General features: G+C 64.0%; 12 protein-coding genes. All 12 read right to left on the reverse strand.

Annotation, left to right across the window (positions count from 1 at the left end):
* Window positions 1-100: 100 nt before the first annotated feature.
* The 12 genes from recN to murD all read right to left on the reverse strand — a co-directional run bounded on the left by recN (window position 101) and on the right by murD (window position 15,346).
* The gene (gene recN / locus NKH70_RS15830; RefSeq protein ID WP_352912761.1) at window positions 101-1,774 is read right to left on the reverse strand and encodes a DNA repair protein RecN; all 1,674 of its coding nucleotides are present in this window, start codon (window positions 1,772-1,774) and stop codon (window positions 101-103) included.
* A 13-nt stretch (window positions 1,775-1,787) separates the two neighbouring features.
* Window positions 1,788-2,657: an outer membrane protein assembly factor BamD gene (locus NKH70_RS15835; protein ID WP_352465137.1), complete on the reverse strand. Its 870-nt coding sequence runs from the start codon at window positions 2,655-2,657 to the stop codon at window positions 1,788-1,790.
* Window positions 2,658-2,861: 204 nt separating this feature from the next.
* Window positions 2,862-3,809, reverse strand: coding sequence for a UDP-3-O-acyl-N-acetylglucosamine deacetylase (gene lpxC, locus NKH70_RS15840; RefSeq protein ID WP_352912760.1), 948 nt, complete (start codon window positions 3,807-3,809; stop codon window positions 2,862-2,864).
* Between the two features lie 279 nt (window positions 3,810-4,088).
* Window positions 4,089-5,759 carry a cell division protein FtsZ gene (gene ftsZ, locus NKH70_RS15845; protein WP_352912759.1) on the reverse strand — a complete coding sequence of 557 codons (1,671 nt, stop codon included), beginning with the start codon at window positions 5,757-5,759 and terminating at the stop codon, window positions 4,089-4,091.
* Between the two features lie 67 nt (window positions 5,760-5,826).
* Window positions 5,827-7,134, reverse strand: a complete 1,308-nt coding sequence (ftsA, locus tag NKH70_RS15850; protein WP_023721196.1) for a cell division protein FtsA — start codon at window positions 7,132-7,134, stop codon at window positions 5,827-5,829.
* Window positions 7,131-8,072 carry a cell division protein FtsQ/DivIB gene (locus NKH70_RS15855; protein ID WP_352716805.1) on the reverse strand — a complete coding sequence of 314 codons (942 nt, stop codon included), beginning with the start codon at window positions 8,070-8,072 and terminating at the stop codon, window positions 7,131-7,133. Before NKH70_RS15855 ends, ftsA begins: the two co-directional genes overlap by 4 nt.
* Complete coding sequence (locus NKH70_RS15860; protein ID WP_292664390.1) at window positions 8,060-8,986, reverse strand: D-alanine--D-alanine ligase; 927 nt, start codon at window positions 8,984-8,986, stop codon at window positions 8,060-8,062. Before NKH70_RS15860 ends, NKH70_RS15855 begins: the two co-directional genes overlap by 13 nt.
* 314 nt (window positions 8,987-9,300) lie before the next feature.
* Window positions 9,301-10,266 carry a UDP-N-acetylmuramate dehydrogenase gene (murB, locus tag NKH70_RS15865; protein ID WP_352716806.1) on the reverse strand — a complete coding sequence of 322 codons (966 nt, stop codon included), beginning with the start codon at window positions 10,264-10,266 and terminating at the stop codon, window positions 9,301-9,303.
* Window positions 10,263-11,669, reverse strand: coding sequence for a UDP-N-acetylmuramate--L-alanine ligase (murC, locus tag NKH70_RS15870; RefSeq protein ID WP_352716808.1), 1,407 nt, complete (start codon window positions 11,667-11,669; stop codon window positions 10,263-10,265). Before murC ends, murB begins: the two co-directional genes overlap by 4 nt.
* Window positions 11,666-12,793 carry an undecaprenyldiphospho-muramoylpentapeptide beta-N-acetylglucosaminyltransferase gene (gene murG / locus NKH70_RS15875; protein ID WP_352716810.1) on the reverse strand — a complete coding sequence of 376 codons (1,128 nt, stop codon included), beginning with the start codon at window positions 12,791-12,793 and terminating at the stop codon, window positions 11,666-11,668. The genes murC and murG overlap by 4 nt, the downstream gene beginning before the upstream one ends.
* 1 nt (window position 12,794) lies before the next feature.
* The gene (gene ftsW, locus NKH70_RS15880; RefSeq protein ID WP_352716811.1) at window positions 12,795-13,946 is read right to left on the reverse strand and encodes a putative lipid II flippase FtsW; all 1,152 of its coding nucleotides are present in this window, start codon (window positions 13,944-13,946) and stop codon (window positions 12,795-12,797) included.
* A complete protein-coding gene (murD, locus tag NKH70_RS15885) occupies window positions 13,946-15,346 on the reverse strand; it encodes a UDP-N-acetylmuramoyl-L-alanine--D-glutamate ligase (protein ID WP_352912758.1) in 1,401 nt (466 codons plus the stop codon). The genes ftsW and murD overlap by 1 nt, the downstream gene beginning before the upstream one ends.
* Window positions 15,347-15,353: the final 7 nt, after the last annotated feature.

Raw genomic sequence — 15,353 nt, forward strand, 5'->3', positions numbered from 1 at the left:
CTAGAGCAATTCCAGGAAAAGTGTGAAACGGCTTTCCGTCTGGAATTGCGCAAACAAAGTGGTAGAGCGGTTCGGCGTTTCCGTGAAACAATGAACCGCTCTAGGCTGCCGCGGTGTTCTCCCGCAGCAGCCGCTCGGCCGCTGCGCGCGCCTCGTCGGTGATGGTGGCGCCGGCGAGCATGCGTGCGATCTCTTCCTGCCGCGCCGCCCGGTCCATCTCGGCGATGCCGGTCGAGACCCGGTCGGCCCCGCCCGATTTGGAGATCAGGAAATGCGTCGCAGCGCGCGCCGCCACTTGCGGTGCATGCGTGACCGAAAGCACCTGCACGCGTTTTGCCAGCCGCGCCAGCCGCTGGCCGATAGCGTCGGCAACCGCGCCGCCGACGCCGGTGTCGATTTCGTCAAAGACCAAGGTCGGCGCCGAGCCCCGGTCAGCGAGTGCTACCTTCAACGCCAGCAGGAATCGCGAAAGCTCGCCGCCGGAAGCGACCTTCATCATCGGGCCGGGCCTGGTGCCGGGATTGGTGCGCACCCAGAACTCGACCTGGTCGATGCCTTCTTCCATGCGGCTCTCGGCATCGCTTGCGATCTCGACGATGAACTCGGCCCGTTCGAGCTTCAGCGCCGGCAGTTCGGCCATTACCGCCTTGGTCAGCCCGACGGACGCCGCATGGCGAAGCGACGACAGCTGGGCCGCCGTAATGTCATAGGCCTGGCTTGCCGCTGCAGCCTGTTTCTCCAGCGCATGCAGGCGCTCCTCGCCGGCGTCGAGATCGGCAAGGTCGGCAGCCATGGTGTCACGCAATTGCGCCAGGTCATCGACGGCGACGCTGTGCTTGCGCGAGGCGGCACGCAGCGAAAACAGCCGCTCCTCAGCCTTCTCCAGCCGCTGCGGATCATATTCGGTGGCGCGCAGCGCTGCTTCCACGCCCGACTGCGCCGCGTCGAGCGACAGCATCGCCTCGTCGAGCGATTTGACGACATCCTCGAGCAGGCCGGGCGCTTCGGTCACCTTGCGCTGCAGCCGCCTGAGCAGGCTGGCCAGTTGCGGCAAGGGCGAGGACGGACCCGAGAGTACATCCTGGGCGTCGTGGATTTCCGAGGCGATCTTTTCCGCCCGCATCATCGCGGCGCGCAGTTCGGCCAGCTCGGTCTCTTCGCCCGGTTGCGGATCGAGCCTGGTCAATTCGGCAACCGCTGCACGCAGATAATCGGCCTCGCGGGCAGCTGCCTCGACTTTGGCCCGGTGCCGTGAAAATTCTTGCTCGCAGGTACGCCAGTGCCGCCACGCCTCGCCTGTTGCCCGCGCGGCACCCAGATGACCGCCGAAACTGTCGAGCAACTCGCGATGCGCGCCGGGATCGACCAAAGCGCGCTCGTCGTGCTGGCCGTGGATCTCGACCAGCGCATGGCCGACGTCGCGCATCAGCGTCACGCTGGACGGCTGGTCGTTGACGAACACGCGCGTGCGGCCGTCCGCCGTCTGGACGCGGCGCAGGATGATGTCGCCGTCGTCCTCGATGGCGTTCTCGGCGAGCAGCATACGGGCCGGGTGGTTGCGCGGCACGTCGAAGACAGCGATGATCTGGCCTTGCGCCGCGCCATGCCGCACCAGCGAGGCGTCGCCGCGGGCGCCAAGCGCCAGCGACAAGGCGTCGAGCAGGATGGACTTTCCGGCGCCGGTTTCGCCGGTCAGCACCGAAAGGCCGGACGAGAAGTCGATGTCCAGCTTCTCGATCAGAACGATATCGCGGATCGACAGCCTGGAGAGCATGGTGACGCGCCGCTCAGGCGCCGGTGATCAGCTTCCCGGCCTTGGAGATCCACGATCCGGCATTCTCGCGCGGCTCGAGCCCACCACTCTGCAGGAGCTTGTAGGAGTCCTTGTACCACTGGCTGTCGGGATAGTTGGTGCCGAGCACGGCCGCAGCGGTCTGCGCTTCCGACGTCAGCCCCATCGCATAGTAGCTCTCGGTAAGACGCGCCAGCGCCTCCTCGACATGGCGTGTGTTGGAGTAGTTCTCCACGACGTTGCGGAACCGTTTGACGGCTGCGATATATTCGCGGCGCTCAAGATAATAGCGGCCGATCTGCATCTCCTTGCCGGCGAGCTGATCGTTGGCGAAGCGGATCTTCTCCTTGGCATCGTCGGCATATTCGGAAGTCGGCCAGCGCGTTACCAGGTCCTGCATCGTCTGCGCGGTAAGACGCGCTTCCTTCTGGTCCTGGGTGACGTCCTTGATCTGTCGGTAGTAGCTCAGCCCGATAATATACTGGGCATAGGCTGCATCGTCGGTCGACGGGTAGAGCGTCAGGTAGCGCTTGGCCGAACCGATCGCCTCGTCGTAGTTGCCCTGACGATAGTCGGCAAAGGCACCCATCACCATCGATTTGCGGGCGAATTCGGAATATGGATGCTGGCGGTCGACGGCATCGAATTTGCGGCTTGCCTCCTGCAGTCGCCCGGCATTCAGATTGGCGAGACCCTGATTGTAGAGCACGTCGGCCGGCTCGGTCTGATCGACATAGGTCGACAGATCGACGTCCTTCTCGGACGACATGCAGGCCGACAGAAACAGCGATGGAACGACCACCGAAAGCGCCAGGAAAACAGCCCGCCGCAGCGCCTTCGATTGACCAACTCGCTTGAAAAACATGTTTGGATTCCGCCCTTTCGGCGTCATTTCAGTCGACGGCAGCAGCCATAAACCATAATTGCCTTGCCCGGCAACGCTATCCCCGGCCAATCGCACATTTTTATGGCGGTTTGGCGCCACCTGGAAAGCTGCGTAATTTGGCCGGCCGGTGATGCATCCATGCAACACAGCTTGACCGCAACAGGAGCCGTAAGACCTTAAGAATCAGATCATCCAGGGCGCAAAGACGGGCGCATTGACGGCGCTCATCTCGGCAGTACGCCCGCGCTCGCGGCGCGTCGTCTCAACGATCTCGAAAGCCGAACGGTCGGACAAGAGGCGGCGCAACGCCGCGGCGTTCAGCCTGTGGCCACCGCGGTAGGAGCGGAAGCAGCCGATGAACCGGGCACCGGCGAGCGCCAGGTCGCCCATCGCATCCATCGTCTTGTGGCGCGCGAACTCGTTGGGATAGCGCACGCCTCCCATGTTGATCACACGGTTGTCGTCGCCGATCACCAGGGAGTTTTCCAAAGAGGAGCCGAGCGCATAGCCGGCCGCCCATAGCCGCTCGACGTCCTTCATGAAACCGAAAGTGCGAGCCCGCGCGACGTCGCGGCGGAAAATGTCGGCATTCATGTCGGATGCAAAAAGCTGGCGCCCGATCGCCGGGCTTTCGAAATCGATCTCGATCTCGAAGCGCGTGCCGTCATAGGGCCTGAACTCCGCCCAGCAGGCGCCGTTCTCGATGCGAACCGGCTTGACCACCCTGATGTAGCGACGCTTGACCGGCAGCGTTTCGATGCCTGCTTGGTCAATGGCCTCGACGAACATCACTGCGCTGCCGTCGAGGATAGGCACCTCATGGCCGTCGATTTCGATGACGAGATTGTCGATCCCAAGGCCGAAAAGCGTCGCCATCAGATGCTCGACCGTAGCAATGTGCTCGCCTTGCGGATCGCCAAGCATGGTGCAGAGGTCGGTGGCACCGACCTCGGAGACGAGCGCGCGAAATTCGTGGCTTCCGCTTGCATTCGAAAGCTGGAAGACGACACCCGTATCGGCATCTGCCGGCAGGAAATGGACGGTGACCGGGGTGCCGCTGTGAACGCCGATGCCGGTCAGCGTCGCACGCGATTTAAGTGTCGTCTGATAGTCGTGCAAAACAATCCCCATAGCCCACACTGCCTAGGTCCGCTTCATCCGCCCTGAGGGCGCGGCTCTTGATTGATCGGCAGGCAGGGCCACTTCCCCAAGACTCCCAGCAAACCGACTTTGGTCGGTGGCGAAGATAATGGTCCCGTAGGGAGACTCCAAATCACGGTTTCTTACTCTTTGTAACCGCGGTCCGGAGCGGGAATGCCTCATAAGTCTTTGTTTTAAAATCGCTTTTAATGTTAACAGGCGAACAGTTTCCTGCTCGCCTGTTAACAAATGTTACGAACCGTCAACAGATCAATTGGCCTGTCGGCGCAGGAAGGCGGGAATCTCCAACTGATCGTCTTCCTGGACAGCCCGGCCCTGCGGCGTCAGTCGGCCCTGCTCGTCCAGCTGGCCGCGGCGCGGCGCGTAAAGTTGCGGATCCTGGCTGGCTAGGCGGCGCACTTCCGCCGGCGCCTGGCGCAGTTTCGGTTCGCGCGGCTGCGCCGGCTGCAGCCGTGCAGGCTCCTCTTCGCGGCGGGTCAAGCCGTTGGTCAGGCGCTTGAGCAAGCCCATCGGGCCGCTGTTCTCGTGGTCGGCCGGGCGGGCCTTGGCTTCCACTTCGGCCTTCACCTGCGGTGGGAAATCCTCGACCCGCGGCATGCGCTGGGGTGCTGCGGCAACCGGCTGCGGCATTTCACGATGCGGAGCGGGCTGCATCACTTGCTGAACCGCTGGCTGCATCGTCGGCTGCGGCTGAGCCGGAGGCGCCTGGAAGATCTTGCTCTGCGGGCGGAAGTCTTCCGCATGGGCTACCGGTGCCGGGCGGGCCTGCGCCATCGCTACCGCATTTGCCTCGGCGAGCTGAATGGCCTCGGCGACCGGATCGGCAGCACGTGGTTCATAGATCGGTTGCTGGGCAGCCGCCGGCCGCATTTCCGTGACCTGAGCCGCCGGGCGGCTGACCGGCTTCGGCGGAGCCGTGCGGATGGCGATCGGCGCGGCAGCGATTTCGGCCGCCGATTTATCGATGCCGGTGGCGACCACCGACACGCGGATAACGCCCTCGAGTTCCTCGTCGAAGGTGGCGCCCAGAATGATGTTGGCGTCCTGGTCGACCTCTTCGCGAATGCGCGTTGCCGCCTCATCGACTTCGAACAGGGTCAGGTCGCGGCCGCCGGTGATCGAGATCAGCAGGCCCTTGGCGCCCTTCATCGAGGTCTCGTCGAGCAGCGGGTTGGCGATGGCGGCTTCCGCCGCGGCCATTGCGCGGCCCTCGCCCGAAGCCTCGCCGGTTCCCATCATCGCCTTGCCCATTTCGCGCATGACCGAGCGGACGTCGGCGAAGTCGAGATTGATCAGCCCTTCCTTGACCATCAGGTCGGTGATGCAGGCAACGCCCGAATAGAGCACCTGGTCGGCCATGGCGAAGGCATCGGCGAAGGTGGTCTTGTCATTGGCCAGCCGGAATAGGTTCTGGTTGGGAATGACGATCAAGGTATCGACGCATTTCTGCAGTTCCTCGATACCCATGTCGGCCGTCTTCATGCGGCGCTGGCCTTCGAAGTGGAACGGCTTGGTGACGACGCCGACGGTGAGGATGCCCTTTTCGCGGGCAGCGCGCGCGACGACGGGGGCCGCCCCGGTGCCGGTGCCGCCGCCCATACCGGCAGTGACGAAGCACATATGCGTGTTGGAGAGATGATCGATGATCTCGTCGATGCATTCCTCCGCCGCCGCGCGCCCGACTTCAGGCTGCGATCCGGCGCCGAGACCCTCGGTGACATGCGCACCGAGCTGGATCAGCCGCTCGGCCTTCGACATCGTCAGTGCCTGCGCGTCGGTGTTGGCCACCACGAACTCGACGCCGCGCAAGCCGGCGGTGATCATGTTGTTGACGGCATTGCCGCCGCCGCCGCCGACACCGAACACGGTGATGCGCGGCTTGAGCTCGGTGATGTCCGGCTTCTGCAGATTGATGGTCATTGTCTTCGTCCTTTGCCTTTCCCGCCGCTTCGCCGCCGCGGCCGCCTATGGGGCTGTCCCCGTCAAATTAAAAACTGTCTCTCAACCACTGACTCATTCGATGCAGTTTTCCGCCTGTTCCGGTCATCCGAAGACCGGAAATTCCCTTCGCCGGGCGGCTCTCGAAGCTCGCCATCTGCGGGTAGATCAGAAGCCCGACGGGCGTCGAGAAAGCCGGCCCCTTGGCCGCCTCGGGCAGGCCTGCCACGCCAAGTGGGCGTCCGATGCGCACATTGCGGCCGAGAATGCGGCGTGCTGCTTCGGGCAGGCCAGCAAGCTGGCTGGCGCCGCCGGTCAGCACCACACGCTTGCCGACGGCGTTGCCGTAGCCGGATTTGTTCAGCCGGTCGCGCAGCAATTCCAGCGTCTCGTCGATGCGGGCGCGGATGATGCGCGTCATCACCGAGCGCGGGATCTGCAACGGCACCTCGCCGTCCTCGCCGATCGGATGGATGGAGACCAGGTCGCGGTCGTCGGCACTGCCAGGCAGCGCCGAGCCGTGCATCACTTTCAGCCTTTCGGCGGCATCGAGCGAGGTCGACAGGCCTTTGGCCATATCCAGCGTGACGTGGTTACCGCCGATCGCGATGGCGTCGCCATGGACGAACTTGCCTTCCGAAAACACCGAGATCGTCGTCGTGCCGCCGCCCATGTCGATGCAGGCCGCGCCCATTTCGAGCTCGTCGTCGACCAGGGCGGCTAGCCCGCTGGCATAGGGCGTCGCCACCATGCGCTCGACCGACAGATGCGAGCGGTTGATGCAGAGCTCCAGATTGCGCAAGGGCGCCGCGTCGCCTGTCAGCACGTGCATGTCGACGCCAAGCTGGTCGCCAACCATGCCGCGCGGATCGCGCACACCGCGCTCGGCATCCAGCGAAAAGGCAACGGGAAGCGAATGGATCACCTCGCGCTCGGCCCGCAGCGCCTGCTTGGCGCCGGCGGCAAGCACGCGCTTGATGTCGGCCTCGTCGGCCTCATGGCCGCCGAGATTGATGGTGGCCGAAAAAGCCTCGCTCTTCAGCCGGCCGGCAGTCATGTTGACGATCAGCGAATCGACCGTCAGTCCCGCCATGCGTTCGGCGGCGTCGACGGCAAGACGGATGGCGTGCTCGGCACGGTCGAGATCGATGACGACGCCCGATTTCACGCCTTGCGATTTCTGGTGGCCGATGCCGATCACCTGAATGCGATGCGAGCGTCCGCGCAGCAGCTTGCCATCGTCGCGCGGCTTGAGCTTGGCCACCACGCAGCAGACCTTACTGGAGCCGACATCCAGCACCGTCAGGATGCCGGACCGGCGCGACGAGGCATCGCTATTGCCGCCAAGCCAGCTCATATCTTCGTCTCCGGCTTGCGCTTCAGCATCTTGGGCTTTTCGTCGAGCGCGGCTTGGCGCTGTGTCGCCGCTTCCGGCGTCAACTGGACGACCAGACGATCGGACAGGCGCATGTCGACGGCGGCGATGTCGCGCGTCAAAAGCCCGTTCTCGTGGTCCATCCTGACCAGGTCGGCAATCGCCTGATCCTCACCGTCTTCGGGAAGCTTGATCGTGATGCCGTTTTCAAGCTTGAGATCCCAGCGCCGTTCGCCGATGCGGATATAGCCCTTGATCCGCGCGGCGAGCTCCGGATAATTCTTGATCTTGGCTAGGAAATCCGGCGCTTTGGCCGGTGCGCCGGTGCCAATGATCAGCGGCAGCAATATCTGCTTGCCGCCGGAGAACGGCGCAATGACGGTGCCGGATTTCTCGATGACCGAAAGCGCGCTGCCTTGCTGCCACAGCGCGAACGGCTCGCGTTCCTCGACGCGCACTTCCAGCGTATGCGGGTAGACCTTGCGCACTGCCGCGGCTTCGACCCAGGGCAGCGTGGTGATGCGTTCGCGTGCGGCTTCGGCATCGAAGCCGATCAGCGAGGTCCAGCCGTCGAGTTCTAGCCTGTCGAGAATATCGATCTCGGACGTTTCGCGGTTGCCGACGACCTTGACCTGGTCGACGGCAAAGCCGGTGCGGGCGGTGACACTCTGGACGATGGCGTCGGCATGTCCGCCGAGATAGGCGGCATAGGCACTGCTCGAAATAAGCAATGCTGCCGACAGCATGGCAGCGCAATAGGGCGGCGCTTCGAAGTCGCCTTCGCCGAGGCGCGCCAGCACGCGCACCGGCCGGCGGAGCAGGCGCGGCAGCACGAAATGGTCGAACGACAACGGCATGCCGAACAGCGCCGGCCCGGCCGCGCCCTTCCCCTTGCCCTGTCCCCACTTCAACGCAGACACGAAGCGTCCTCCACCATCCAACTCAACAAATCGCCGAACGAGTGTCCCGCTTGCGCGGCGATTTCCGGCACCAAAGACGTCGGCGTCATGCCCGGCTGGGTGTTGACCTCGAGCCAGACAATTTCGCCGTTTTCGGAGTGACGATCGTCATAACGGAAGTCCGACCGGGAAACGCCCCGACAGCCGATAGCTTGGTGAGCCTTGAGCGTCAGTGTCTGTATTTTTTGGTAAATATTCGGTGAAAGTTTTGCCGGGCATTCGTGTTTTGATCCTCCCGCGACGTATTTTGAATCATAGTCGTAGAAGGAATGGCCGGTCGGGATGATCTCGCAGACACCGAGCGCCACATCGCCCATCACCGCGCAGGTCAATTCCCGCCCGTGCACATAACGCTCGACCATGACCGTATCGCCGTATCTCCACTCGGACGAGCCGATGATCTGCGGCGGATGCGACTGGCCTTCATGCACGATGACGACACCGAAGCTCGACCCTTCGTTGACCGGCTTGACGACATAGGGCGGCTTCATCGGGTGCTTGTTCTGGATGGCGAAGCGATTGGCCACCTTCGATTCCGCCACCGGAATGCCGGCCGCCTTAGCGACCTTCTTGGCCTGTTCCTTGTTCATCGCGAGCGCCGAGGCAAGCACACCGGAATGGGTATAGGGAATTGCTAGGTATTCAAGGATCCCCTGGATGGTGCCATCCTCGCCGAAGGGGCCGTGCAGCGCGTTGAAGACCACGTCAGGCTTGAGCGCGCTGAGCACCGAGCCGATGTCGCGCGAGACGTCGACGCGGGTCACCTGGTAGCCCTCTCCCTCGAGCGCATCGGCGCAAGCTTTGCCCGACGACAGGGACACGGGCCGCTCGGACGAGAATCCACCCAGAAGGACGGCCACGTGCTTGCTTGTCATTCCCCGTCATTTCCTCTCACAGCAGGCCTGCACCATCGTGCATGCCCCGAAAAGCATCGCACGCACTCAAATGCGCCCGAGCAATTTCGCTCCCGTGTTTCCGCAACATTGAGTCCGAGTCTCCCGGCAGGTTGCCCCCCAGACGGAAACGCGAGTAACGCGTCGAAACGACTCAAATCAGGAAACGCTTCAGGGCAGAGAATCAGAGAGTTGATTCGCTGGCAAGTGCTTACGATTCCGATGGATTCACTTTCCGCAAAAACGGCAGCAAAATGTGAATTCATGAGTCCGAAAGGCAACGGCGGTCGGCTTGCCTAAAGCAACTGCCCGAGAAATTCCTGGACGGCATGGCCCGGCCGAAAATTGCCGATGCGCTTGATCTCCCACTGCAGCCGGATGCCCGATCTTTCGAGCACACGCGCACGCACCGTCTCACCGAGATATTCAAGCTCGTAGCCTGTGGCCGTTCCGGTGTTGATCATGAAGTTGCAATGCATCGGCGACATCTGCGCCCCACCGACCATCAGGCCGCGGCAGCCGGCCTTGTCGATTTCCTTCCAGGCCGAGGTGCCCTCGGGATTCTTGAAGGTCGAGCCACCCGTCTTTTCGCGGATCGGCTGCACGGTCTCGCGATGGTTCTGGACAGCATCCATCGCAGCCTTGATCGCCGCCTTGTCCTCGAGAACGCCTTCGAGCAGCGCCGATGTGAAAATCAGCCCGGACGGCGCTGCGGAATGGCGATAGGCATAGCCCATGTCGGCATTGCTCAGCGTATGAACATTGCCCTTGCGATCGAGCGCCCGCACCTCGACCACACGCTCGCGCGTCTCGACGCCATTGGCGCCGGCGTTCATCCTCAGCGCTCCGCCGATGGCGCCGGGAATGCCGTGGTAGAAATGAAAGCCACCGATGCCCGCATCATAGGCGACGGTCGCAAGGCGCTTGTCGGGTGTCGCGGCGCCCGCCTTGATCGTGGTCGGCGCAATCACTTCGGTCTCGCCAAAGCCCTTGGCCGAAAGCCGGATGACAAAGCCCGCAATGCCGCCGTCACGGACAAGCAGGTTCGAGCCGACGCCGACGATGGTCAGCGGAATTTCCTCCGGCACCGCCTTCAGGAACGCGGCAAGATCGTCCTCGTCGGCCGGCTGGAACAATGCGTCCGCGAGCCCGCCGGCTCGAAACCAGGTGATCTTGTCCATCTCGGCATTGGGCGTGATGCGGCCGCGCAGTCCGGCAAGCCGGTCGCCAAGCTTCTCGATCAACGCCTGGCCGCGCATCATGAGATGGTCCCGCCGAGTTCCTTGGGCAGCGCATAGGCCCATTGGGTGATGTTGCCGGCGCCGAGGAAAACGACGAAATCGCCCGGCTTCGCCACCTCGCGCACGATCGGCGCAATCGCCGCCGGACCCTCGATGTAGCGTGCGTCGCGATGGCCGCCGGAGCGGATGCGCGACACCAGTGCGTCGGACGTAACGCCGTCGATCGGTTCCTCGCCGGCCGCATAGACGGGCGCCACCATTACCGTATCGGCGTCGTTGAAGCAGACGGAAAACTCGTCGAACAGATCGCGCAGCCGGGTGAAGCGATGCGGTTGGGTAACGGCGATGATGCGGCCCTTGGTAGCGCTGCGCGCAGCCTTCAGTACCGCCGTGATCTCGACCGGATGATGACCGTAATCGTCGAACACATCGACACCGTTCCACGAACCGGTATGGGTGAAGCGCCGCTTGACGCCCGCGAAGGACGACAGACCCTTCTTGATTGCCTCAGCCGAAAGGCCGAGCTCATGCGCGACGGCAATCGCCGCCGTCGCATTGGAGACATTGTGGCGCCCGGGCATGGGCAGCCGCAGACCTGATATCGTTATCTGGCCGTGCGTCTTGCGGTCGCGGATCACCACGTCGAATTCCGAGGTCGGGCCGTCCATGCGGTGATTGGTGAAGCGCACGTCGGCCTGCGCATTTTCGCCATAGGTGATGACGCGCCGGTCCTCGATGCGGCCGACCAGCGCCTGCACCTCGGGATGATCGGTGCACATCACGCCAAAGCCGTAGAACGGCACATTCTCGACGAACTGGCGAAACGCCTCGCGCACTTTGTCGAAGGAGCCGTAATGGTCGAGATGCTCGGGGTCGATATTGGTGACGACGGCAATCTCGGCCGGCAGCTTGAGGAAGGTGCCGTCGCTCTCGTCGGCCTCGACCACCATCCATTCGCCGTCGCCCATGCGGGCATTGGTGCCATAGGCATTGATGATGCCGCCATTGATCACCGTCGGGTCGAGCCCGCCGGCATCGAGTAGCGTCGCCACCATCGAAGTCGTCGTCGTCTTGCCATGCGTGCCGCCGATCGCGACCGCCTGCCGGAAGCGCATCAGCTCGGCCAGCATTTCGGCGCGCCGGACGATGGGGAGCAGTTTCTCGCGCGCGGCCTTCAGCTCCGGATTGGATTTCTTGATCGCCGTCGAGACGACAACCACTTCGGCATCGCCGATATTCTCGGCGTGATGGCCGACGAAGCATTCGATGCCCTTGTCGCGCAGCCGCTGCACATTGGCGCTGTCGGCCTGATCGGATCCCTGCACCTTGTAGCCGAGATTGTGCAGCACCTCGGCGATGCCGCTCATGCCGATGCCGCCAATGCCGATGAAATGCACGAGGCCGATCGTCTGTGGCATCTTCATGCGCGCGTCTCCTTCCTGAATTCCGAAACGGATTTCCTGGACGCAATAGCCTCTGTCAGATCGGCGAGCAACCGCGCTGCGTCCGGTTTACCGGACGATTTCGCCGCCGCAGCCATTGTCGCCGCCCTGCCTGGATCATCCATCAGCCCGCCGACAAGCGCAGCGATCCGCTCCGCCGAAAGCGTGGATTGCGGATACACCTCGGCGCCACCCGCTGCGGCAAGGGCGGCCGCATTCGCCGCCTGGTCGTGGTCGAGCGCGTGCGGATAAGGCACCAGCAGCGCCGGCCTGCCGATCACCGCGATTTCCGATACGGTCGACGCGCCGGAGCGCGACATCACCAGATGCGCCGCCGCGAGCCGCGCCGCCATGTCGGTGAAGAAGGGCGACACCTCGGCCTCGATGCCAAGCGCAGCATAGGCGGCTTTCACCCGCGTCACATCGTCGGCGCGAGCCTGCTGCGTGATCGCCAGTCGCCTACGCTGTGCATCGGAAAACCGGGCGATCGCCGCCGGCACCGCATCGGAAAAGAACTGCGCGCCCTGGCTGCCGCCAAACACCAGAAACCGGAACGGCTCTTCGCCGGCCGATGCAGCATAGGGTGTATTTGCCGCTTCCAATACTTGCGGCCTGACCGGATTGCCGGTGGTCACCGTCTTGGCGCCAGTGGCACTGATGTCTTCCGGCAGGAACCCGCCGGCAACGGCGTCGACGCGGCCGGCGAGCGCCCGGTTGGCGCGGCCCATCACCGCATTCTGCTCGTGGATCAGCGTCGGCACCTTGCGCCGGGTCGCCGCGTAAAGCGGCGGCAGTGTCGGATAGCCGCCGAAGCCGACCACGATGGCGGGCTTGATGCTGGCGATGACGGCCGATGCCTGCCTAACCCCGCGCCAGATTTTCCAAAACGCGGCGAGCATGGCAAAAGGATTCTTCGAGCCCATCGTCGCCGACTGGATCGGATGGATGGCGGCCGCCGGGAACTGCCCGGCAAAGCGCTCGGCACGGTCGTCCGTCGCAAGATGCACCGTCCAGCCGCGCCTGGTCAGTTCATGTGCCAGCGCCTCGGCCGGGAACAGATGTCCGCCCGTTCCGCCCGCCGCGAGAAGGATAACCCCCTTCGCCATCTCACTCCGCCGGCATCGCACGCGGCGGCGGCATGAAGCCCAGCTGCTTGCGCTTTTCCGGGCGCTTGCGCGTCAGCGCCAGCACCATGCCCATCGAGATGGCGATCGCGATCTGCGAAGAACCGCCGTAGGAGATGAACGGCAGCGTCATGCCCTTGGCCGGCATCAGCTGCAGATTGACGGCCATGTTGATGACCGACTGCAGCCCGAAGACCGTGACCAGGCCGCCCACCGCGTAGCGGGTGAAATCGTCCTGCTCCCTGAGTGCCGTGTTGAGACCGCGCAGCACGATGAAGCCGAAGATGGACATGATGAAGAAACACATGATCAGCCCGAATTCCTCGCCGGCGACGGAGAAGACAAAGTCGGCATGGCTGTCGGGGATGACCCGCTTGACGGTACCCTCGCCTGGCCCGACCCCGAACCAGCCGCCATTGATCAGCGCCTCGCGGCCCATGTCGACCTGAAACGTGTCGCCCTCGCCGGTCATGAAGCGGTCGATGCGGCCGGCAACGTGCGGGAACACCGCATAGGCGGCGAACACGCCGCCGACGCCGGCAGCACCCAGCGCGACGATCCACAGCCACGGCAACCCGGCCATGAAGAACATCACCCCCCAGGTGCCGAGCACCAGCATGGTTTGCCCCAGGTCAGGCTGCGCCACCAGCAGCGAGATGACCAGCGCAAGCAGCAACATTGCGAACAGATTGCCCGGAATGTCGGGCTGCCGCTTGTGCTCGGCGAACAGCCAGGCGCAGATGATGACGAAGGCCGGTTTCAGGAACTCGGACGGCTGGATCGACAGGCCGGCTAGCGACACCCAGCGCCGCGCGCCCTTCACCTCGACGCCGATATAGAGCACCGCCACCATCAGAAACAGCATGATGCACAACATGACCAGCGCCATGCGCCGGATCTGCCTGGATTCAAGGAACGAGACGGCCAGCATTACCCCAAGCGCCGGAATGGTGAAGATAATCTGGCGTGTCGCGAAGTGGAAACTGTCTAGCCCGATGCGCTCGGCCACCGCCGGGCTTGCGGCGAAGGACAAAACGATGCCGAGCCCCATCAGCGACAGGAACGCCGCCAGGAACCAGCGATCGATCGTCCACCACCAGGTCGCCACAGGGCTTTTGTCGAGACGGCTTTGCATTATCGTGTCCCTCCGATGGGCTTCACGCCATCAATGGCGGTTGCGGCTTGCCTGAACGCCTCGCCGCGGACTTCGAAATTCTTGAACTGGTCGAAACTGGCGCAGGCCGGCGACAGCAGCACCACTGCCTCGCCGCTACTATCCCTGGCCGCTTCGCGAGCGGCGTGTTCGACTGCCGCCGCCAACGTGCCTGATATCTCGTAGGGCACCGCTTCGCCCAGCGTCGCGGAAAAGGCCGGCGCAGCTTCGCCGATCAGATAGGCCTTGGCGATGCGCGGGAAGAAGCCGCGTAACGGCTCGATGCCGCCCTCTTTCGGCAGGCCGCCGGCAATCCAGTAGATACGCGCAAAGCTCGACAGCGCTGGTGCAGCGGCATCGGCATTGGTCGCCTTGGAATCGTTGACGAACAGCACATGGCCCTTGCGGCCGACCTGCTCCATGCGGTGCGCCAGCCCCGGGAAACTCTCCAGTCCGGACTGGATTTCGCCGAGCTCGAGCCCGACCTTGAGGCAGGCGGCGGCGGCGGCCAGCGCATTCTGCGCATTGTGCTGGCCGCGCAACGAGCCGATGCCTTCGAGGAAGGCGACCCGGCTGTAGCGGCCGTGCACGGCTTCCATCAGGTTGGTGCCGTCGGCGAAATAGCCGTCGGTCAGCGGCAGGCGCTTGGAGATCCGAATGACCTGCCGGCCCGCTCGCTCCAGCCGATCGGCGATCTGGGCGCACCAGGAATCGTCGACACCGATGATTGCCGTCTCGCTGCCGGCCACCAGCCGCTCCTTGATCGAGGCGTAGTGCTGCATCGTGCCATGGCGGTCGAGATGGTCCGGCGTCAGATTGAGCAGCACACCGGCCGTCGGATTGATCGAGGGGGCAAGATCGATCTGGTAGGAAGAGCACTCAACCACATAGTGCCGCTCAGGCTGCGGCGGATCAAGCGTCATCACCGCGCGGCCGATATTGCCGCCCATCTGCGTGTCGCGCCCAGCCGATTTGAGGATGTGCGCCGTCAATGCCGTGGTCGTCGACTTGCCGTTGGTGCCGGTGATGGCAATGAAGGGCGTTGCCGGCGCCCGCGCTGTCCGCTCGCGGCAGAAAAGCTCGATGTCGCCGATGATCTCGACGCCTGAGCCCCGCGCGAGCTCGACGGTCCAGTGCGGCTTGGGATGCGTCAGCGGCACGCCGGGCGACAGCACGAAGGCGGAAAACCTCGCCCAGTCCGCGCCGCGCAGGTCCGCTGTCGTGATGCCGAGCGCGCCGGCCTTGGCGACGCTGTCGGGATTGTCGTCCCAGGCCAGCACATCCGCGCCGCCCTCGATCAGTGCGCGCGCCGTAGCAATCCCCGAGCCGCCGAGCCCGAAGAGCGAAACGCGCTTGCCTGAAAAGGATGCGGCGGGGATCAAGCGGCCT

The organism is Mesorhizobium sp. M0991, assembly GCF_040318915.1.
Taxonomy (GTDB): Bacteria; Pseudomonadota; Alphaproteobacteria; order Rhizobiales; family Rhizobiaceae; genus Mesorhizobium.